The 18,917-nt window shown below is 38.3% G+C and carries 21 protein-coding genes; 16 read left to right on the top strand and 5 right to left on the bottom strand.

What is annotated here, in order from left to right; genetic code table 11:
• The first annotated feature begins 13 nt into the window (after positions 1-13).
• Together ablA and NST66_RS19410 are read left to right on the top strand one after the other, a co-directional pair.
• Positions 14-1,426: a lysine 2,3-aminomutase gene (ablA, locus tag NST66_RS19415; protein WP_028415115.1), complete on the top strand. Its 1,413-nt coding sequence runs from the start codon at positions 14-16 to the stop codon at positions 1,424-1,426.
• A gap of 14 nt (positions 1,427-1,440) precedes the next feature.
• Entirely contained in the window at positions 1,441-1,719 is a 279-nt protein-coding gene (locus NST66_RS19410; RefSeq protein ID WP_013058725.1) for a YokU family protein, read from the top strand.
• Positions 1,720-1,754: 35 nt separating this feature from the next.
• Here the strand turns inward: NST66_RS19410 and dat are convergent, their stop codons facing one another.
• Together dat and NST66_RS19400 are read right to left on the bottom strand one after the other, a co-directional pair.
• Positions 1,755-2,600: a D-amino-acid transaminase gene (gene dat / locus NST66_RS19405; protein WP_028415114.1), complete on the bottom strand. Its 846-nt coding sequence runs from the start codon at positions 2,598-2,600 to the stop codon at positions 1,755-1,757.
• A 121-nt stretch (positions 2,601-2,721) separates the two neighbouring features.
• The gene (locus NST66_RS19400) at positions 2,722-3,759 is read right to left on the bottom strand and encodes an acyltransferase family protein (RefSeq protein WP_013058723.1); all 1,038 of its coding nucleotides are present in this window, start codon (positions 3,757-3,759) and stop codon (positions 2,722-2,724) included.
• Positions 3,760-4,167: 408 nt separating this feature from the next.
• Between NST66_RS19400 and NST66_RS19395 the strand changes: the two genes are divergently transcribed.
• The 3 genes from NST66_RS19395 (at position 4,168) to NST66_RS19385 (ending at position 5,736) form a co-directional block, all read left to right on the top strand.
• Entirely contained in the window at positions 4,168-4,383 is a 216-nt protein-coding gene (locus NST66_RS19395; RefSeq protein ID WP_013058722.1) for a YozE family protein, read from the top strand.
• 230 nt (positions 4,384-4,613) lie between these two features.
• Positions 4,614-5,300: a hypothetical protein gene (locus NST66_RS19390; protein ID WP_013058721.1), complete on the top strand. Its 687-nt coding sequence runs from the start codon at positions 4,614-4,616 to the stop codon at positions 5,298-5,300.
• A 265-nt stretch (positions 5,301-5,565) separates the two neighbouring features.
• Positions 5,566-5,736, top strand: coding sequence for a YozD family protein (locus NST66_RS19385; protein ID WP_013058720.1), 171 nt, complete (start codon positions 5,566-5,568; stop codon positions 5,734-5,736).
• Between the two features lie 58 nt (positions 5,737-5,794).
• On the opposite strand, the gene NST66_RS19380 is transcribed toward NST66_RS19385, so the two are convergent.
• Entirely contained in the window at positions 5,795-6,856 is a 1,062-nt protein-coding gene (locus NST66_RS19380) for a DUF2515 family protein (RefSeq protein WP_033579858.1), read from the bottom strand.
• A 117-nt stretch (positions 6,857-6,973) separates the two neighbouring features.
• Between NST66_RS19380 and NST66_RS19375 the strand changes: the two genes are divergently transcribed.
• From NST66_RS19375 to NST66_RS19355, 5 genes are all read left to right on the top strand, one after another.
• Positions 6,974-7,228: a hypothetical protein gene (locus NST66_RS19375; RefSeq protein WP_080754470.1), complete on the top strand. Its 255-nt coding sequence runs from the start codon at positions 6,974-6,976 to the stop codon at positions 7,226-7,228.
• Between the two features lie 6 nt (positions 7,229-7,234).
• On the top strand, positions 7,235-8,068 hold the full coding sequence (locus NST66_RS19370; RefSeq protein WP_047749946.1) for a serine/threonine protein kinase: 834 nt from the start codon (positions 7,235-7,237) through the stop codon (positions 8,066-8,068).
• Positions 8,055-8,825: a sporulation protein gene (locus NST66_RS19365; protein WP_028415111.1), complete on the top strand. Its 771-nt coding sequence runs from the start codon at positions 8,055-8,057 to the stop codon at positions 8,823-8,825. The genes NST66_RS19370 and NST66_RS19365 overlap by 14 nt, the downstream gene beginning before the upstream one ends.
• Positions 8,826-9,060: 235 nt before the next feature.
• Positions 9,061-9,687, top strand: coding sequence for a phosphatase PAP2 family protein (locus tag NST66_RS19360; protein ID WP_028415110.1), 627 nt, complete (start codon positions 9,061-9,063; stop codon positions 9,685-9,687).
• Positions 9,688-9,933: 246 nt separating this feature from the next.
• The gene (locus NST66_RS19355) at positions 9,934-10,257 is read left to right on the top strand and encodes a hypothetical protein (protein ID WP_013058713.1); all 324 of its coding nucleotides are present in this window, start codon (positions 9,934-9,936) and stop codon (positions 10,255-10,257) included.
• A 51-nt stretch (positions 10,258-10,308) separates the two neighbouring features.
• Here NST66_RS19355 and NST66_RS19350 read toward each other — a convergent pair whose 3' ends face one another.
• On the bottom strand, positions 10,309-10,461 hold the full coding sequence (locus NST66_RS19350) for a hypothetical protein (protein WP_013058712.1): 153 nt from the start codon (positions 10,459-10,461) through the stop codon (positions 10,309-10,311).
• 194 nt (positions 10,462-10,655) lie between these two features.
• Between NST66_RS19350 and deoD the strand changes: the two genes are divergently transcribed.
• Both deoD and NST66_RS19340 read left to right on the top strand, forming a co-directional pair.
• A complete protein-coding gene (deoD, locus tag NST66_RS19345) occupies positions 10,656-11,360 on the top strand; it encodes a purine-nucleoside phosphorylase (RefSeq protein ID WP_013058711.1) in 705 nt (234 codons plus the stop codon).
• A gap of 214 nt (positions 11,361-11,574) precedes the next feature.
• Positions 11,575-13,023: a SulP family inorganic anion transporter gene (locus NST66_RS19340; protein WP_340843652.1), complete on the top strand. Its 1,449-nt coding sequence runs from the start codon at positions 11,575-11,577 to the stop codon at positions 13,021-13,023.
• A 243-nt stretch (positions 13,024-13,266) separates the two neighbouring features.
• Here the strand turns inward: NST66_RS19340 and NST66_RS19335 are convergent, their stop codons facing one another.
• On the bottom strand, positions 13,267-14,433 hold the full coding sequence (locus NST66_RS19335) for an FtsW/RodA/SpoVE family cell cycle protein (RefSeq protein WP_014458560.1): 1,167 nt from the start codon (positions 14,431-14,433) through the stop codon (positions 13,267-13,269).
• Between the two features lie 658 nt (positions 14,434-15,091).
• On the opposite strand from NST66_RS19335, the gene NST66_RS19330 reads away from it, so the two are divergent.
• The 4 genes from NST66_RS19330 to NST66_RS19315 all read left to right on the top strand — a co-directional run bounded on the left by NST66_RS19330 (position 15,092) and on the right by NST66_RS19315 (position 18,806).
• A complete protein-coding gene (locus NST66_RS19330; RefSeq protein ID WP_050691787.1) occupies positions 15,092-16,321 on the top strand; it encodes an IS110 family transposase in 1,230 nt (409 codons plus the stop codon).
• A gap of 523 nt (positions 16,322-16,844) precedes the next feature.
• Positions 16,845-17,390 (top strand): hypothetical protein, encoded by a 546-nt coding sequence (locus tag NST66_RS19325; protein ID WP_033579860.1) that lies wholly within the window; start codon positions 16,845-16,847, stop codon positions 17,388-17,390.
• A 160-nt stretch (positions 17,391-17,550) separates the two neighbouring features.
• Entirely contained in the window at positions 17,551-18,039 is a 489-nt protein-coding gene (locus NST66_RS19320) for a transporter (RefSeq protein ID WP_221817772.1), read from the top strand.
• Positions 18,040-18,179: 140 nt separating this feature from the next.
• Positions 18,180-18,806: an FMN-dependent NADH-azoreductase gene (locus tag NST66_RS19315; RefSeq protein ID WP_028415106.1), complete on the top strand. Its 627-nt coding sequence runs from the start codon at positions 18,180-18,182 to the stop codon at positions 18,804-18,806.
• Positions 18,807-18,917 lie beyond the last annotated feature (111 nt).

The raw sequence follows: 18,917 nt of genomic DNA, 5'->3' as shown, positions 1-18,917 counted from the left end.
AAGGAGCGATTGTATGTTATATGATTTATATAAGCCGTCCCGACATTGGAAAGATATCGAATTATGGAAAGATGTGCCCGAGGAAAAGTGGAACGATTGGATTTGGCAATTAACAAACACAATTCGAACGCTAGATGATTTAAAAAAAGTCATTAATTTAACTCCTGAAGAAGAAGAAGGAGTGCGCATTTCAACCAAAACCATTCCGCTTAATATTACGCCTTACTATGCATCTTTAATGAATCCAGATGATCCTCGCTGCCCCGTCCGTATGCAGTCTGTTCCGGTTGGCCAAGAACTTCATAAAACAAAATACGATCTAGAAGATCCGCTAGATGAAGACGAAGATTCTCCAGTGCCAGGATTGACTCATCGCTATCCGGATCGCGTTTTGTTCTTAGTTACCAATCAATGCTCCATGTACTGCAGATACTGCACTCGAAGAAGGTTTTCAGGACAAATTGGAATGGGCGTTCCAAAAAAGCAGTTAGATGCTGCGATTGCTTATATCGCCAAAACACCTGAAGTACGAGATGTACTCATTTCAGGCGGTGATGGCTTGCTGATTAATGACAACATTTTAGAATATATTTTGAAAAATTTAAGAGCTATTCCCCACGTGGAAATTATTCGAATTGGCACCAGAGCACCCGTTGTGTTTCCACAGCGAATAACGGAAAATTTATGTGCCATTTTAAGAAAATATCATCCAGTGTGGTTAAATACTCACTTTAATACATCCATTGAAATTACGGAAGAGACAAAAAAAGCATGTGAAATGCTTGTCGATGCAGGCGTTCCAGTTGGCAATCAAGCGGTTATTTTAGCTGGGATTAATGACAGCGTAGCTATCATGAAAAAGCTTATGCACGATTTAGTAAAAATACGCGTTCGTCCTTACTATATTTATCAATGTGATTTATCAGAAGGAATTGGGCATTTCCGAGCACCTGTTTCCAAAGGGCTTGAAATTATGGAAGGGCTGCGAGGTCATACGTCTGGCTACGCTGTTCCAACGTTTGTTATTGATGCGCCAGGAGGTGGAGGAAAGATTGCCGTTCAACCAAACTATATTATTAGTCAAAGCGCAAGTAAAGTTGTTCTGCGAAACTTTGAAGGCGTGATTACGACGTATCCGGAGCCAGAAAGCTATGTGCCTGGGCGTGCAGATGATTATTTTCGAGCTGTTTATCCAGAATCGGATGCTAAAGATTCTTCCATCGGCATCTCGGGTCTTATGAATGATGCTCAATTCAACCTTGTACCGGAAGGGTTAGGGAGAGTAAAAAGACGTAAAACATATGAAAGTGACAGTGCTCACGAAAGCCTAAAAGACAAACGTGAAAAAAGAGATGAATTAAAAGATAAAAAGTTTAAAGCTCAATTGAAAAAAGACGGTAAAAGCGACGATGCTCCATCATCTTAAGGAGGTCCTGTAATATGACTGTTCAATGCGCATGGTGCGAAGAAGAAAAAGCGGTAGAAACAACCAATACCGCATACTGGGAATTGCCAGATGGAACGAGAAGTATCGAAATTACTCATATGCCATGTATCAGCTGTTCAGGTTGCGGGATGTCATATCAAGAAGAAGAGATCATAGAAGAAGTGGAAACACAGCTGCTTCTTGTCGATACAAAAAAACTTGATGAATCCATTCGGTATGATGAGCTATTAAAAGTGCCAAGATTATTAAAGCGCAACTACTTTAAATTCTAAAAATCCGCCCCTTATTTTGTAAGGGGCGGATTTTCTTATTGATAAGCCTTTGTTCCAGCAGTACGTAGGCTGTATGCGTGCTTTAAAGCTACTGTAACAGGACGAACAGTTGGAAGTTCGACTTCGTCTATTTTCGAAACGGGCAAAAGACCAACAGACGTGCTCGTAATAAAAACTTCATCAGCGTCTTTTAAAAAGGAAGGAGTCATATTTTGTTCTCGGATTTGAATGGCTTGTTCCTGCGCACATTCCAGTACGTTAGCGCGCGTAATACCGGATAGAATTTTTCTTGTGGCAGGAGTCGTGAACAAGACGTTGTCTTTTATCGCAAATACATTGCTGCTCGACCCTTCGGTTATGTATCCGTCTTTTACTAAAATAGCTTCTTTGCACCCTTTAGAAGCCGCAGCTTGTTTGGCCAGAAGGTTAGGAAGTAGGTTCAATGATTTGATATAGCAATTAGCCCATCGTTCGTCTTCCAATAGAAGAGTGGAGATGCCTTTTTCATAGGCTTCTTCAGGTGTTTGGCGAGGATGGCGTATTGTGAGTGCTAATTGTGCAGGTACATCAGGAAATAAATGATTTCGAGGAGCAATCCCGCGCGTAACTTGAATATAAATATCAGCGTCTTTTAACGTTGATTTTTCCATTCCTTGACGAATGATGTCCTTTAGTTCCTGTCTTGAAACCGGCAGTTCAATAAAGATTGCCTTTGCACTTCTTTCTAAGCGGTCTAAGTGACGTTCAATCGAAAACGGAACTCCTTTGTATACACGAATAAATTCATAAACACCGTCTCCAAACTGGTGACCGCGTTCATCAATTGGAATAACAGCCTCGTTAATATCTCTAAACTCTCCAGCATAATATGCTAATTCCATCTTGAAAAACTCCCTTCCTTTAGATATTAAAACGTTAACATAAAATTCAGCAAAATGAAATTATTTACTTGGTTTCTCTAAAGAAAATGAAAAAAGTCATACTCCTTTAGGAGTATGACTTTTATGAAAACGTACGTTTGAATGCTAATGAAAATTTCTGAATGGCTTTTTTAGGTGTAACAAACTGAACGATGAGCTTGGTACCGGTGATGAACCAATCGACAATACGGCTGCCAAGAAGCATCGTTACTAAAATGGACAGTGCGATTAAGACGATAATACCCCATGATGTTGGCTCTAGACTTTTTGAGAAGTCAGTTGTAAAGAACCATTTTAAAATGAAGCCGTGCAATAAATACACGTATAGTGATCGCTGTCCAATGCTTGTTAAAGCAAAACCGCGCGTTGGAATTAAAGCCATAAAGGCAAAAGATACAAGAAAAGCAATTCCATAGTGAGAAACGCGCATTAAAAATTCGGCCACATTGTCGTACGTGTTCGTTCCATACAGCATATCTGTGTAAGCCGTGTCGTCTAAGAAAGAATAGCTTCCAATTAATGTAACTAGTAATACGATGGATGCAATGATTCGATTTCGCGCTGTCAAAAGATTTGTAAAAGGCTCTTGTCGCTGTGACAAATAGTAGCCTAAAAGGAAAAACGGGAAGAAGACAAACATTCTGCTAATGCTTAGAATTTTATCAAATCCGTCAATATCAATGAAGCCCATTGCAAGTCCAAGCGAAATAGAGACAGTTAAGCTAATCCACATTGGGAATTTTGCAAAGAAAGGAAGCATTAATTTCCAAAAAATTAAGCTCAGTAGAAACCACATTGCCCATCTAGGAACCAAATATTGAAGCGTGTACGTTTCATCTGTATAAAGCACACTATAATAAAGAGTATAGATCGTTTGGAAAGCTAAGTAAGGAAGAGCCACCTTTGTAAATATTTTTTTGTAATATCCTTTTTTATGGAAATTTTTCGAGAAATAACCTGCTAGTAAAATAAAGACAGGCATATGGAAAATAAAGATAAAGTGATAAATGGACAGCATTCCGCTGCTATCTGTTCGGTACGGAGAAATCATGTGCCCAAATACAACTAAAAAAATTAATACGAATTTAGCATTATCAAAGTAAGCATTTCGAGTATTCATAGTATTATTTTTCCTCAACATATGCTGATGTAAACCTCCCACCAACAAGATTTATTTAAATGGCGATTATTGTTAGAATAACCTTTCACTACGGAATTAAAACATGAATTCTTCTTTTTTGCAATTACATAAAGGCTTGAGAAACCTGTCGAATCAACGCTTTTGTTATAAAAACGATGTGTTTTTGTTACAAATGTCTTTTTGAAAAAAGAAAAATATTGATATAACAATATTTATTCGTTACGCTAATAGTGAAATTTGTTTTGCAACTGTAACATGAATTTAATATTTTTTGTCCAGTAAAACACTCATATTGCAGTGTTCGACATCTACATATCACAGAAGAAAGTTGTAGATTTCTTGAAAAAATGATAGAAAAGATACACATACCGCTGGAGGGGGAGTACGATGAAATCCTTTTATCACTATATAATGAAATTCCGATCAAATAAAAAACATGATCGAATGGGAGAGTTTGCGCGAAGTGCTTATGATGATCACAGCTTCCCGAAATCTTCAACAGACTATGACGAACTGAGTTCTTATTTAGAGCTCAACGGACATTATTTATCAAGTATGACCGTATTTGATGAAGCATGGGAGCTTTATCAAAATAATGCGTGAGAAAATAAAAAGAGGCTAGAACAACAGTATTTTAGTTGAAGGAAGATCCGAACGATTCATCGTTCGGATCTTTTTATTTTCCTTAGCCTGTACAATAAGCAGAAAAAAATGATAGAGGGCAATAGATAATAAAGGCTTGGTTCTAAAGATGTTATACTTCCCCTTTTTTAGTTACTGCATATAATATTGTAACTTTTCAGTAGGTGTATGTTTACTAAGGAGGTGCGACGATGGCAGGGAAGAAAAAACCTAAATACGGAATTGGTGAAACAGTCGTTGTAACAATATACGGGACCGTTGGCACTATTACCGATATAAAAGTGATGGATGGGATTTTTGTATACGAAATCAACCATAGTGAAGGTCTTTTTTTAGAAGATACAATTGAGCTTCTAGAAGAATATGAAGGTCAAATATTAGTACAGGAAAGAGTAGAGCTTGAATATAAATTTTTCTTCGGCGATATCGTCCAGGTTTTTAATTATGGAAAAGAGTTATTTAAAATCATTGGTATTCGAACAGAAATATGGCGTTATAAAGAGGATTCATGGGAAGATATTGTCTATGAATTGTCACGTGTAACAGATGGAGAATGGCTTGAGGCTAGTGAAGAAGAACTCATTCTCGTAACTCCTCATGAGGAAACAGAAAATTACGCTCAAAGTGTTGATATGTTGTATTTAGGTAAAGAAATTAAAAAGACGGAGTTGCTACCAAAGATGAAAAAACAAAACGGTTCTGAAAAAGAAGAAGTGAGGTTAACTAAAGAAAAGCATGAGATTATAAACGGTCTTTTAGATGTGTACAATGATTATAAATTTTTGTATGAGCTTTTTGAAGATGAAGAATACGCTGAAGTCATGAACTTAGTGCTGAAACATTTAAAAAAGATAGCAAAATCCGAACAAGGAAAATAGCAGGTAGATGCCTAATAAATAAAAGATAGCCGAGATAGATCATCACATCTCTCTTAGCTATCTTTTATTGTGTATACGGCGATGGTAATGAAAAAAGAATGGGTATAATTACCTTTCTATTTAAACTGCTGAAATTTTAGACATACTATTGCCAAATTGTTCATAAATGTGTATAAGGTAAAACTTCAAGCAGAAGATGGAGTGAACCTATTTTTAAGAAAAATAAGGTACGCTAATCCGTTCAAACGGGATAAGGAGTGATATTGTGAAAGAAATCGAAGTGGTCATTGATACGGAAGAAATTGCGGAGTTCTTTTACAATGAACTAGTCAAGCGAGGCTATGTTCCCGCTGAAGAAGAGCTAGGCGAATTAGCGGATATAACTTTTGATTATCTCATTGATAAATGTATTATTGATGAGCAAGATGAAGAATAAAAAGATAGATACATCTGTAACGACGGGGAAACTCGTCGTTTTGTTTATGAGACAGCGGTTATGAAAAAGGATTAGCAGCTTTTATAGCGGATTGCACTTTTATATGATGCTGAAGGGGAATTTTTTTAACTGAAGAAGCGGGAATAGAGTCAAGAAGAGAAAATATGCTTTCGTCTTCAAACCATTCTTCTTTTCTTAAAAAAAGATGTACGCGGTCTCCCCAGCTCATAGTTAAAGTCGGGCTATAGAGCTTTTTGGAATGAGTTCTGTCATTTGTAAATATATCTGAATTATAATCGCTTCGAGACCCTGTATGAGGGTGTTTAAGGCTAAAGGTATAAATAGCATCATGCAAGTTTGAATAAAAAAGAAGAACGTATAGGGTTTTTCCCACTTCAATCCGTCTTATCACAGACTCAAAATGGTACACTTTCGTTCCACATAAATCAATTTTATTACCTGAATAATAGGGAAAGACGATTTGAGTCATACCGAGAAAATTTTGAGTGTGAAACTGCCAAGAGTGAAGAACATTACGCTGAAACTCTTTTTTAAAGAGAACATTTTTTTCGATATGATACTGTTCGTTCACAATCAGGGCTATTGATAAGAGCGTTTTGTTTCTATGCTGCCAAAAGTCATTCCAAACAGCTTTCATAAAAGAAGATATGTGAAAGGCGGGGAGTAAATGAAACAGATTGCTGTTTTGCTCTTTGCTTTTTTCATAGAGTAACAGCTGAGCGTAAGCATCATGAAATATCGCTGAGTTGGAATGTTCTAAAAACAAGAAGTATGCGTGCTGTTTCTCTGATGAAAGCAGGGATTTTATTAAGGTAGTGGAGAGATCTGTCATATAATAGCCGCCGTTTCGTGAAACTAAGTGTGCTAAAAGAGCCCAGTGAATTTCAGGGTGTTTTTGATAATAGTCCAAATAAGCTTGTGTACGTGTAACATTGTTTTGATTAGCTTTTTTTACTTTTCTTCGAATTTCTTTAATCCATTTTACATCTTCTCCAATAAAAGAGAGCGGGAGAATAGCAGGAGGTTTGTGCTGCATCATCTGCTGCAGACGAAGAACATCCTCCAATCTAATGAGGGGATTTGTGTCAGTAGAAGTCATGTTAAGCCTCCTTTGAAACGTTTAACTATTTTAAAAAAGGGTAAGGGACTTTTTGAAACCTTTATAACATTTCGTACGTATAAAGGGTAACAAATGTTAAGAAAAGAGGTTTTCTTTATGTTCAGAAAAATATTTGAATCATTAACTGGATCTAAACATCGCCGCTACAGCAGCAGTGATCGACACTACCGACGTCCACGCCACTACAGCAGCAGTGATCATCATCACAGACGTCCGCGTCACCATAGCAGCAGTAGCGATTATAAACGAAGCAAATATTATGACAGCCACAGTCATTCAAAATATGGTCATCACCATTACAAGCGTAAACGCAAAAGCGGAAGCTTCTTCTCAAGCTTTTTCTCAAGTTGATTTGGAATGAAAAATCGAATGTTCAAACACTTTCATCGCTGGCTAGTTGACCGTCCTTTTAAAAAAGGAACAGTCATTTGTGAGCGCTATGAAATCATAAATGTACTGGGAATGGGGAGCTATGGTATAACATATGTTGCTAGTGACATTGTGCAACAAAAAGAGGTAGTAATAAAGCAACTCCGCAAAACGAAGCAGCGCACGCCTCAGGGGCTGAAGTCTTTTCATTATGAAGCAAAACTGCTGTCTCAACTAGATCATCCTCAAATTCCTTCGCTGTATGAAGCTGTTGAAATAGATGAAGGGTGTTTTCTAGTGATGGAGTTGATTCAAGGAAAAACGTTTGAAGATTTAATTTTTGAAGAGAAGCGCGTATATACAGAAGAAAAAGCGCTTGACATTTTACTTGATATTCTAAAAGTAGTTTCCGTTATTCATGAGCAAGGAATCGTTCACCGTGATCTTCGTATTCCAAACATTATTGATGTTAACGGGACCATTTATGTTATTGACTTTGGTCTTGCAAGATTTTTGGGAGCTCATGAAGAAACAAGCAGCCTTATAGAAGAACAGCAGTTTATGAGACAAACATCGGTTGCAAGCGATATCTATGCGCTTGGTCATTTTCTTTTATTTTTATTGTATTCTGGTTATGAGCCGACGGATAAACAAGAAAAAAGCTGGGAACAAGAGCTAAGCTTGTCGGCGCCCATTAAAACCATCATTCAAAAAATGCTGAGAGCAGATGAAGCGTATGAAAGTATTAAAAGTTTACAAAAAGACATTTATGACTATATAAATAGTAAGAACTCGGGGAGGGAAAAGCATGGCGCTATTTAATAAAGCGTTAGCCCGCATTGGAATTGGTGCAGCGCGAGTGGATGCTAAGCTTGTCAATGATGAATTTCGTGCTGGTGAAACGATTGAAGGGATTGTTGAAGTGTACGGCGGAAATGTTGAGCAGAAAATTGACAGCATCTATCTGCGTCTATTCACAACCTATGTAAAAGAAAGAGACGATAAAAAATACAAGCAGGACATTGAACTTAATACGTTTAAGATTAACGACCCGTTTACGATCCAACCATCTGAAACCAAGTCTATTCCTTTTACCTTTCAGCTACCTGATGATACGCCTGTTACATTAGGGAGAACCCGAGTGTGGGTGGCGACGAGCCTCGATATTAAAGATGCGGTTGATCCGTCGGATATTGATCATGTAAAAGTGCTCCCTAACCTTATGGTAACAAGCACAATTGAAGCGATGGAACAGCTTGGCTTTCGCTTGCGTCAAGTCGAGTGCGAAGAAGCTCCTCGCAGGATGAGAAAAAGACTTCCTTTTGTTCAAGAATTTGAATTTGTTCCAAGCGGTGGAGTGTACGCTGGGAAAGTAGATGAAATTGAAATCATCGTGCAGCCGAGCGGCTTACATGACTACGATTTATTTATAGAAGTAGATCGACGGGCCAGAGGATTTGGCGGGTTTTTATCTGAAATGCTGGATGCAGATGAGTCGCTCGTTCATGTTCATGTTTCTGAAAAAGAAATTCCTCAGTTAAAAAATAGATTAACCAATATTATTTCACGCTATAGCTAACGTGCATAGCTCTCCTTTATTTTTCGTATATTAAAGACAGTAAAAAGAAAGGAGAGAGGTATATGCCGCAATCAAAACAAACGAAAAAAATAAATGCAAAAGAGGAATTTTCGGCTGAATTTGTCGTTCATCAAGCTCCCAAGCCGGAAGACTATATTCAGCCAAAACGTGTGAATAAGTAAAGCATGTAGCACGCTACATGCTTTTTCTTTTAATAGGTTGGAGGAAATAAAAAATGGTAAATCGCACTACAAAATATTCTCTATTTATTGTATCGCTTTTAGCTTTCTTTTTACTCATTTTATTTACGTTTAATACACCTTGGGTGAAACAGCTTGACTTTAATGTACTTCATACCATTGAAGGATGGAGGACGGATACGTTAACACCCATCATCATATTTATAACAACTGTAGGATCTTGGTATGTCACTGCGCCAATATGGTTTGCCATTATAGTATTTCTTCTTTATAAACGAAAAGGATTGCTCGCTTTATATATCACGCTTGTTTTTTGGGGAGTTCGCGCTTTAAATTGGGGATTGAAGGAGATTTTTGCAAGACCAAGACCTGATTGGAGTCAAGTCGTTCCCGCCTCTCACTATAGTTTTCCGAGCGGACATGCCATGAACTCGATGGCGTTTTACAGCGGAGTGCTTTTGTTAATATGGATGTATACAAGAAGCAGGGCTATTAAAACGGCAGCTGCATGCGTAATTGCTATTATTATTTTATTAATTGGATTTAGCCGTTTGTATTTAGGCGTACACTTTTTAACGGATATACTAGCTGGATATTGTGTAGGACTTGCTTGGTCATTAGGAGTCTACCTCCTTTCTAAGCGCCTATATAACCAAAAATAGGAGCAATGGTTACATTTTTTTCGTTAATATTTCATTTTGTTTAAGTAGGCCTATTGATTCATCCATTCAAAAACAACTAATGATAAAATGGGAAACAAATATTTTATGTACATGTTTAATAAGAAAAAACTAGTAATTTCGACAAAAAACGTTTTGATTCGATAAAGGGTTTTCGGATTTTATCACTAATTATATAAGAATACATGACGTAAAAGAGTAAATACTTGCTTTTGGGTGGAGGGAAGAATGTTGAGTGTGTGGACCACAATAAAAAAACAATTTAATATTAGCACAGAATATGATGTAACCATTATGCAAACAGAAGAAAAAGGTGAAAAGCGCGGATATAAGCCTGTCCATCGTCTAACGATTACAGCATTCGATCATCAAGACGCAGCAACACAAGTATTTCAGATGTTTAATATTGCTGATAATTTGCCAAAAGATTGTGATGCGAGATTTATTAGCACAGGCGATATTTTGTTAATTGATGAAGGTACTCGAGGGAAGTATTACTACAAGCTATGGACAGACGGATGGCAAAAAGTGAATCGCCTGCACGTACGTTAAACATAAGGTAAAAGCGACCTATCTGGCCGCTTTTTATTTATATGTTGACTCTTAGTAATCACGAGTATGATGACCAGGGCCATTTTTTCGGTTTGTTGCTGAATATTCATCTCCATGGGCTTCATGTTCTGCTATAATTGCTTCTTTTGGAATGTGATTATTCTTTTTAGGCGAATTAATTCGGTTGCGATGTTTTTTCCCCATACATATCACCTCAGCTAAAGTTAGTAAATCCCTTGCGCTATTAGCGTACCCTTATATAAAAAGACATACTACGCCATTTTTTGGGCAGTATGTCTTTTTATTTTTGACGCATAATGTTAGAAGTAAATAGACATGCAAGGGATACAATATGGTATAGTGAAAGCGTAAGATTTTTTACATATAGGAGGTACGAAATGAGCGTACATATTGGGGCAAAACAAGGTGATATTGCAGAAACGATTTTACTTCCAGGTGATCCACTTCGTGCAAAATACATTGCAGAAACGTTTTTAGAAGACGTAACTTGCTATAACGAAGTGCGCGGTATGCTTGGATTTACAGGAACATATAAAGGAAAGCGCGTTTCTGTTCAAGGAACGGGAATGGGTGTACCATCGATTGCTATTTATGTAAATGAACTAATGAATGAATATGGTGTTCAAAACCTAATTCGCGTGGGTACATGCGGAGCAATCCAAAAAGATGTAAAAGTACGTGACGTTATTTTAGCCATGTCTTCGTCAAGTGATTCACAAATGAACCGCGTTAAATTTGGTCCTATTGACTACGCACCGACAGCTAACTTTGATTTATTAAAGCGCGCTTACGATGCAGGTGTTGAAAAAGGCCTTCAGTTAAAAGTAGGAAGTGTATTTACATCTGATCAATTTTACAATGAAGACGGCCAGCTAGAAAAATTAGCAGCTCACGGCGTATTGGCAGTTGAAATGGAAACGACGGCTCTGTATACGCTAGCCGCTAAATACGGCCGTAATGCTTTGTCGGTTTTAACAGTAAGTGATCACATCTTCACTGGTGAAGAAACAACGTCAGAAGAACGTCAAACGACGTTCAACGATATGATTGTTGTTGCGCTTGAAGCAGCAATTAATGAATGAACATAATTTCATTTATTTGCTGAATGGAAGCGAAATGCTGCCGCGTAACAAATAAAAAGACGAGAAGCAATCAAGCTTCTCGTCTTTTTATTTGTGAAAATTAATTGTTTCCAAATAGGAAATTGTATGGTACGATTTGATACGTTAAAAACGGCCTTGATTTTCGTGAAAGTCGAAAATCGTATAAAAAATTCATAAGAGGTGATAAACCATCATGATGGCAAGCATTAAACAGCAGTGGTTTTCAAATGTTCGAGTAGACATTTTGTCAGGGATGACAGTTGCTCTTGCGCTTATTCCAGAAGCCCTTGCTTTTTCCATTATCGCCGGTGTCGATCCTATGGTTGGTCTGTATGCATCTTTTTGTATGGCAATTGTGATTGCTTTTACAGGTGGAAGACCAGCTATGATTTCAGCTGCAACAGGAGCAATGTCTTTATTGATGATTAACTTAGTCAAAGATCACGGCATTGAGTATTTATTTGCAGCTACTGTTTTAACCGGAATTATTCAAATTTTACTTGGTGTTTTGAAAGTAGGAAGGTTTTTATCGTTTCTTCCTCAAACAGTGATGATTGGCTTTGTAAATGCGCTCGGTATTTTGATTTTTACCGCACAGCTTCCGCATTTTGAAGGAGCAAATTGGATGATGTACGCCATGGTAGCCGGAACGCTGCTCATCGTCTACTTATTTCCGCTCATGACCAAGGCAATACCATCTCCGCTTGTTGCTATTGTCTTGATGACGATTGTAGCGATTGTCTTTCATTTAGATTTAAAAACGGTAGGAGATATGGGGAATATTACGCGTTCGCTGCCGGTTCTTCACTTTCCAAAGGTTGATTTATCAGTGGAGACACTGGTCATCATTTTACCTTATTCGCTTCCTTTGGCGATTGTAGGCCTACTTGAATCTATGCTAACGGCAACGGTGCTGGACGAAATTACAGATACGCCTTCGAATAAAAATAAAGAAGCGCGCGGTCAAGGCATTGCTAATATTGTAACAGGTTTCTTTGGAGGGATGGCTGGCTGTGCCATGATTGGACAATCTATGATTAATGTAAAATCAGGGGGACGTGGAAGGTTATCTACCTTAGTCGCCGGAGTCTTTTTATTGTTCTTAATTATGGTGCTTGGCGATGTCGTTAAACAAATTCCAATGGCTGCTCTTGTAGGCGTTATGTTTATGGTAGCTGCCGGTACATTTGATTGGCAGTCCCTTAAAGACTTAACGAAATATCCGCTATCGGATGCTATTGTAATGGTTGTTACGGTGGTTATCGTATTGTTTACACATAACTTAGCATTAGGAGTAATGGTAGGTATTGTTTTAAGTACGATTGTATTTGGCTGGAAGATGGCTAAAATCAAAACAACTTCACAAAAAGAAGGCAATATGAAGCAATACAGGGTTTCAGGGCAATTATTTTTTGCTACCATCAGTTTCTTTATGGATGAATTTCAGTATGAAACAGACCCAGATACCATCATTATTGATTTTAGTTCTTCTCATATATGGGATCAATCGGCCGTGATCGGCATCTCAAAAATTATCGATAAGTATGAGCGATTGAATAAAAAGGTTATTGTAAAAGGATTAAATGAAGACAGTAAAAAAATCGTTAGGCAGATTGGCTTAACGTCGCTGTCGAACAAATAAAAGGTGTGCAGTAGCACACCTTTTTTACTTGTTTCGTTTTAGTAGCTGTATGAGCCAGGTGGAAAAAGAAGTTGTAGATGAAGGTGCGGATGTCTGTTTTAACAAAATAGCATAGGCTTTGCGACGATATTGGTAATCAAGCATGCATATCTACTCCTTTTAAAACAGATTTTGAAAGCGTTTTCTTTATTGTAGCATGCTTAATAGGGAGATAAAAGAAAAAAGAGAGACCATTGTCTCTCTTTAATCATTTCCAAACATATAGCGTTTGTGATGCCATGAGATTCCAAACATCAGACCCATTGCAAACATGTTCCCCATCAGTGAACTACCTCCATATGAAATAAAAGGAAGTGGAATTCCGGTAATAGGTAAGACTTGAATGGTCATACCGATATTTTGAAATACGTGGAACGTAAGCATTGAAATAACGCCTACACATAAGTAAGAATTGAATTCATTTTTTGTTTCAAGCCCTAGCTTGATCAAGTAATAAACGAGTACGAAGAAAAGACTAATAACAATGCTGGCGCCTATAAAGCCAAACTCTTCTCCAATAACCGCAAAAATAAAGTCGGTCTGTCCTTCTGGCAAATAGACAACTCCATTTCCGATCCCTTTACCGTTTACCATTCCTGACCCAATCGCATCTAACGATTTCTTTAAATGATAGCCCTCTCCCGAACTATATGACTCAGGATCAAGCCAAGAATAAATACGTCCAAATTGGTATTGCTTAACCCCTAAATACTTTTCTAATAAGTTAGGTGCATAAACAACAAGTCCCAAAATAACAGAACCAACTGCTGTAATGCCTAAAAATGCAGGCGCGATGATTTTCCAGCTTACGCCTGAAACAAATACAAGTCCAACTGTGATTGCTAAGAACACAAGAGCGGTACCTAAGTCAGGCTGCTGCATGATTAACAATAAAGGTAAAGCAAGTACAGCGCCTAGTTTACCAAGCAGTAAAAAGTCTTCTCTTACTGTTCGGATACGATATTTTTCATTGTGTTTAACAATGACCGTACTCAGTGTGATAATCAAAAACACTTTCATAAACTCTGATGGCTGCAACGAGAAGCCGGGAAGTGTGAACCAACTTTTTGCCCCGTTAATTTCTCTAGCAATACTTGAAGGAGCCACTAGTAAAAGAAGCAATAAAAAGTTCCCAAATCCATAAAAAACCCACGTTAGCTTTTGAAGCTGATCGGAGTCAAAACGCATGACAAATCCTATAATCACCATTCCAATAATATAAAAAACAACTTGTTGCGCTACGAAGTTCTTATCATACTGCCCAATTTTTTCAGCACTATGGATTGCCACAACGCTTACGCAAAACAATAGGAAGATTAGGAAAGCCAAGTTCCAGTCAAATCTACTAACATTTCTTTGATTTTCACCCATATTATTCACCTGTCACTATTAAATCTCATTCTTTCTTTATGATAAAAGAAAAATGCTGGTTTTTAATGCAAAGTCGATTAATGAAGAGTCGCACTAACCCCGCTTTGCAGTTTTTGCTTCGAATATAGACTTGCTAAAAGTAAGAAAAGATATGTCGCAAGCTGCGTTACCATACAGCCTTTTATTATACATGAATTATTCTATAACATAAATAGGAGAAATGATAACAATTTCTTTTTTCTAAAAACTCTATTTGTAAGGATTGATTCAATTCATCTTCTTTATCTCCTCGTATATTATATTTAAGCCCTATTTAGGAGCTAAGATCTGTTTCCATATTAATTAATAAACTAAATAACATATTACTTGGACGTCTCAAGATATTTCTAGATAATGATCATAGGATCATTTGGGACAATTCTTCTTTCTCCTGTGGATTAACCACAATGTAAGACTGTTTCTCAGTGAACGCGCGGGACTCCCTACTCGCAGGCTGAGCAGCCTGTCATTCGAACCTAGAGGGTAGTAGCTCTATGGCGGCTTTCGAATGCAGGGGAAGCTCTGATACACGAGGTTGTTGGTCGGCGTACACACTAGAGATATCTCGAGACGTCCAAGGAAATGCCAAGTGATTCTAAATCGAAAGGAGGTCTCTCCCGTGAGATTATTTGTTGGTTTAGATGTAAGTTCGTTTGATATGAAAGTATGCATTTTAAATGGTGAAGGAGAAAAGCTGAATGCCTTTACCGTCACCAATGACTTACCAGGCGCGACGTTGCTTAAAGAGCGTTTATTGGACTGCATAGGCGATCAAGAAGTTGACGTCTTAAAGATTGGCTTAGAATCTACATCGGTCTATAGTTTTCACCCGTCGATGTTTCTCCATCATGATGAAGACTTAAAAGTCTTCGGTGCCAAGGTGTTTGTCATGAACCCTAAACAAATAGCTAATTTTAAGAAAAGCTATTCGGACATGAACAAAACAGATGAAATCGATGCCTTTATCATTGCGGATTACTTACGTTTTGGACGTAACCAGATGTCAGTGGTCAAAGAAAGCCAATACGTGGCCTTACAACAACTGACTCGGTCCCGTTACCAACTCATTCGTATGATGACAAAAGAAAAGCAGCATTTTCTTCAACACCTAAGCTATAAGTGTAATACTTTCTCTCAAGAAGTAGACTCCTCGGTCTTCGGTAACGCAATGATGGAGCTTTTCTTAGAGAAATACAGCTTGGAAGAACTAGCCCACCTACCACTGGAGGAACTAGCAGCATTCCTTCAAGAGAAAGGGAAAAACCGATTTGGTGACCCGAAATGTGTGGCAACCTCCATTCAGAAAGCCGTGCGATCTTCGTATCGCTTGGACAAGGTAGTGGAAGATTCCATGGATGTGATACTTGGGACCTCGATCGAGGTCATTCGCACCTTCCAAAAGCAGATAAAAGAAATTGACAAAGCGATCAAAAAACTGATGGCTGGATTGACACACACGCTTGAATCCATCCCTGGAATTGGTCCCGTATTCGCTGCGGGTATCATAGCTGAAATTGGCCAAATAGACCGGTTTGATGATGAAGCTAAAGTAGCAAAATACGCAGGTCTATACTGGCGAAAGCATCAGTCTGGGCGCTTTACTGCCGAAGACACGTCCCTATCACGTAACGGTAACCACTACTTGCGATATTACTTAGTTGAAGCCGCCAACTCCGTACGAAAGCAAGTTCCAGATTACCGGGATTACTACGTGAAAAAGTACAGTGAAGTACCAAAACATCAACACAAACGTGCACTCGTTCTAACCGCAAGAAAACTCGTGCGATTGGTGGATGCGCTACTACGCAGTCACCAACTCTTTACGCCAGAAAGGGGCGTGAAAATATGACATAAAACTTGTCATCGCTACCTTTCAAATATTTTCCAGTAAATAACATTCGTTACTGGTCTAGTTTCGTGATGCTTTTTTTAAGTAAATTGCCCTTTGATAACTTTACGTTCTTTCATTTTTCAGTTGACATACTACCGCAGGTCTTAAAGGTTAATATGAAAACATATTATAGGAATTTATCTTTTTTTGCACGTGAAAAGATAAAGAAACATGTATATATATAACGAAAGAAAGGGGCAAATAGTTTCATATGAACGACTGAAAAATTCTAAACTGTAAGGACTAAATCTAGCAAGCTATACATATGAATAATAGTAAAGGTAAGAGAAAGTGTTCTACACTATCTTTTTCTACATGCAGACATTCAACTTCTTAGCTCCCTACAAGTAAACAGTCATAGTCTACTTTCTTACTGGTGAACGTATGGAAGGCATAGGGTAGATTACCGAATAAGAGACACAGGATATTAGGAAAATAATAGATAGAGATTAATAGAATCATAACGTAGAGAGGTGTGTTTATGATTATAGGGGCAAGTGTGACAGCATTTTTATTATTATGGTGGACAATTTTTTATAGCGGTCGCTACTATCATTATGTTTCAGAACCTGTTGGCCAAAGAATTTCCCTTCACGTAGGAATACATGTCACCTTAGTGGTTGGGGTGAATGCATGTCTCTGGCTTGAGCAGCCGCTGTTTTTTTCTAGCATTTTAGCAGGGTGTGCAGGACTAGGAGCCGGATGGTTTGTAGGGATTCCTTTTTCCGTAAAAAGTATTTTAAGCGGAATAATGGGGGGGATAGGAACGAGTGTTAGTTTTTATATCTCTATGAGCATGTGGATGGGTCAATTTAACTGGCTATCTTTTTTATTGATAGGAACGAGCATTATTTTTAGCGGAAGCTCGTTATTTCAAGTGTTAAAATCGATTCCGTCATTTGAAAAGGTACTGGTGAAAAGGTGGGTTCAACATCCTTTTCTGATAGCGCCTATTTTGATTACCGTATTTTGGCTGTATAATTTTATTGAAAAGTATTTTCCGCAAGCAGATCCAACACGCAAGTAGTTTCCGTGTTGGATTTATTACTTTCTCCCATAAGGCTCCTCTTTAAGCTTACCAAGTTTGACATCGTTCAATTAGTCTATAGAAGGTAAAAGTAGACATTCACCTATCTTCATTATGATGCATATTGTAACGTAGCAAGCATTATAAAGGGGGAGTGCGTATGTATCCATATCAATACGATCCACGTTTTCAAAATTTGTTTCCACCTGGAGGAGGCCAAGGGTTTCCGTCGTTTCCACCTGGAGGAGGAGGCCAAGGGTTTCCGTCGTTTCCACCTGGAGGAGGTCAGGGCTTTCCGCCGCCGCCACCTGGAGGAGGAGGTCAAGGCTTTCCACCATCGCCACCTGGAGGAGGGGGCCAAGGGTTTCCGCCGCAGGGAGGAGCGCAGCCGCCTTCAAGTCCGCCGCCAGGTTTTACACCTGCACCAAAGCTAGGTTCAGGAGGTCCATCACTTTATGCTGTTGATCCAGGCGCTATTTCAGGATGCCTATACCGATACACCTATATATGGCCGAGAAATGGTCGACCTTACTGGTTTTACCCAACCTTTGTGGGCAGACGCTCAGTTGCAGGATATCGCTGGACAGGATCTTTCTGGGTGTATGCTGGGGTAGATGTAAATCAAATTCGAGAATTTCAATGTGTATAAAACTCCGCTTGCGGAGTTTTTTTGTGCGAAAAGGTTGACGCATAAAAAATGACGTTATATAATAAATCTCGAATTAAAGATAATTTGTTTAGTAATATCTCGAATTGATGATAATAGACACTTTTTAGGAGATGACATTTATGGCAAATGTATTATATGTAAAAGTAAATCCACAGGTTGATGAAGCATCATTTTCAACTCGTTTAGCACAGGTTTTCTTGGATGAGTATAAAACAGCAAACCCGACTGATACAGTGACAACGCTTGATCTGTATAAAGAAACAGTTCCATTCATCGACGGAGATGTTTTAGCGGCGTGGGGAAAAGCTGGAGCTGGTGACGAATTATCAGCTGTTGAATTAGAAAAAGTAACGCGTATGGGTGAATTAGTAGAGCAGTTTTTACAAGCTGACAAAGTTATTTTCTCAGCTCCAATGTGGAACTTAAGTTTCCCTCCACTAATGAAAGCATATATTGATAACATTTTAATTGCAGGAAAAACGTTTAAATATACTGAAAATGGTCCAGTAGGATTAGCTTCAGATAAAAAGGTAGTATTACTAGAAGCTCGTGGAGGCGTGTATTCAGAAGGCCCTGCGGCAGAGCTAGAATTTACTCAAAGCTATTTACGTACAGTAATGGGATTCATTGGTGTTCAAGATTTCCAACTGGTTGTTGCAGAAGGCATGGCTTACACGCCAGCAGAAGCAGACAATATTCTAGCAAAAGCATCTGAAAAAGCAAAAGAAGTTGCGTCAACGTTCTAATCTCAAGAGGCTGGGACAAAAGGATTTTAGACGAAGTGAAAAACGAACCACTGATCAAGATGTTTGATTAGTGGTTCGTTTTTTTTTGTTACGGTGAACGTAGGTTTCATG

The organism is Priestia sp. FSL W8-0524 (assembly GCF_038005965.1).
Classification (GTDB): Bacteria; Bacillota; Bacilli; order Bacillales; family Bacillaceae_H; genus Priestia; species Priestia zanthoxyli.
The sequence above is the reverse complement of the archived record's forward strand: the minus strand, read 5'-3'. Positions and strand labels throughout refer to the sequence as shown.

What these genes read in the sequence shown, in the direction of transcription:
- ablA (WP_028415115.1), top strand. Translation starts at nt 14, where the DNA reads ATGTTATATGATTTATATAAGCCGTCCCGACATTGGAAAGATATCGAA.
- NST66_RS19410 (WP_013058725.1), top strand. Translation starts at nt 1,441, where the DNA reads ATGACTGTTCAATGCGCATGGTGCGAAGAAGAAAAAGCGGTAGAAACA.
- dat (WP_028415114.1), bottom strand. Translation starts at nt 2,600, where the DNA reads ATGGAATTAGCATATTATGCTGGAGAGTTTAGAGATATTAACGAGGCT.
- NST66_RS19400 (WP_013058723.1), bottom strand. Translation starts at nt 3,759, where the DNA reads ATGAATACTCGAAATGCTTACTTTGATAATGCTAAATTCGTATTAATT.
- NST66_RS19395 (WP_013058722.1), top strand. Translation starts at nt 4,168, where the DNA reads ATGAAATCCTTTTATCACTATATAATGAAATTCCGATCAAATAAAAAA.
- NST66_RS19390 (WP_013058721.1), top strand. Translation starts at nt 4,614, where the DNA reads ATGGCAGGGAAGAAAAAACCTAAATACGGAATTGGTGAAACAGTCGTT.
- NST66_RS19380 (WP_033579858.1), bottom strand. Translation starts at nt 6,856, where the DNA reads ATGACTTCTACTGACACAAATCCCCTCATTAGATTGGAGGATGTTCTT.
- NST66_RS19375 (WP_080754470.1), top strand. Translation starts at nt 6,974, where the DNA reads ATGTTCAGAAAAATATTTGAATCATTAACTGGATCTAAACATCGCCGC.
- NST66_RS19370 (WP_047749946.1), top strand. Translation starts at nt 7,235, where the DNA reads ATGAAAAATCGAATGTTCAAACACTTTCATCGCTGGCTAGTTGACCGT.
- NST66_RS19365 (WP_028415111.1), top strand. Translation starts at nt 8,055, where the DNA reads ATGGCGCTATTTAATAAAGCGTTAGCCCGCATTGGAATTGGTGCAGCG.
- NST66_RS19360 (WP_028415110.1), top strand. Translation starts at nt 9,061, where the DNA reads ATGGTAAATCGCACTACAAAATATTCTCTATTTATTGTATCGCTTTTA.
- NST66_RS19355 (WP_013058713.1), top strand. Translation starts at nt 9,934, where the DNA reads ATGTTGAGTGTGTGGACCACAATAAAAAAACAATTTAATATTAGCACA.
- NST66_RS19350 (WP_013058712.1), bottom strand. Translation starts at nt 10,461, where the DNA reads ATGGGGAAAAAACATCGCAACCGAATTAATTCGCCTAAAAAGAATAAT.
- deoD (WP_013058711.1), top strand. Translation starts at nt 10,656, where the DNA reads ATGAGCGTACATATTGGGGCAAAACAAGGTGATATTGCAGAAACGATT.
- NST66_RS19340 (WP_340843652.1), top strand. Translation starts at nt 11,575, where the DNA reads ATGATGGCAAGCATTAAACAGCAGTGGTTTTCAAATGTTCGAGTAGAC.
- NST66_RS19335 (WP_014458560.1), bottom strand. Translation starts at nt 14,433, where the DNA reads ATGGGTGAAAATCAAAGAAATGTTAGTAGATTTGACTGGAACTTGGCT.
- NST66_RS19325 (WP_033579860.1), top strand. Translation starts at nt 16,845, where the DNA reads ATGATTATAGGGGCAAGTGTGACAGCATTTTTATTATTATGGTGGACA.
- NST66_RS19320 (WP_221817772.1), top strand. Translation starts at nt 17,551, where the DNA reads ATGTATCCATATCAATACGATCCACGTTTTCAAAATTTGTTTCCACCT.
- NST66_RS19315 (WP_028415106.1), top strand. Translation starts at nt 18,180, where the DNA reads ATGGCAAATGTATTATATGTAAAAGTAAATCCACAGGTTGATGAAGCA.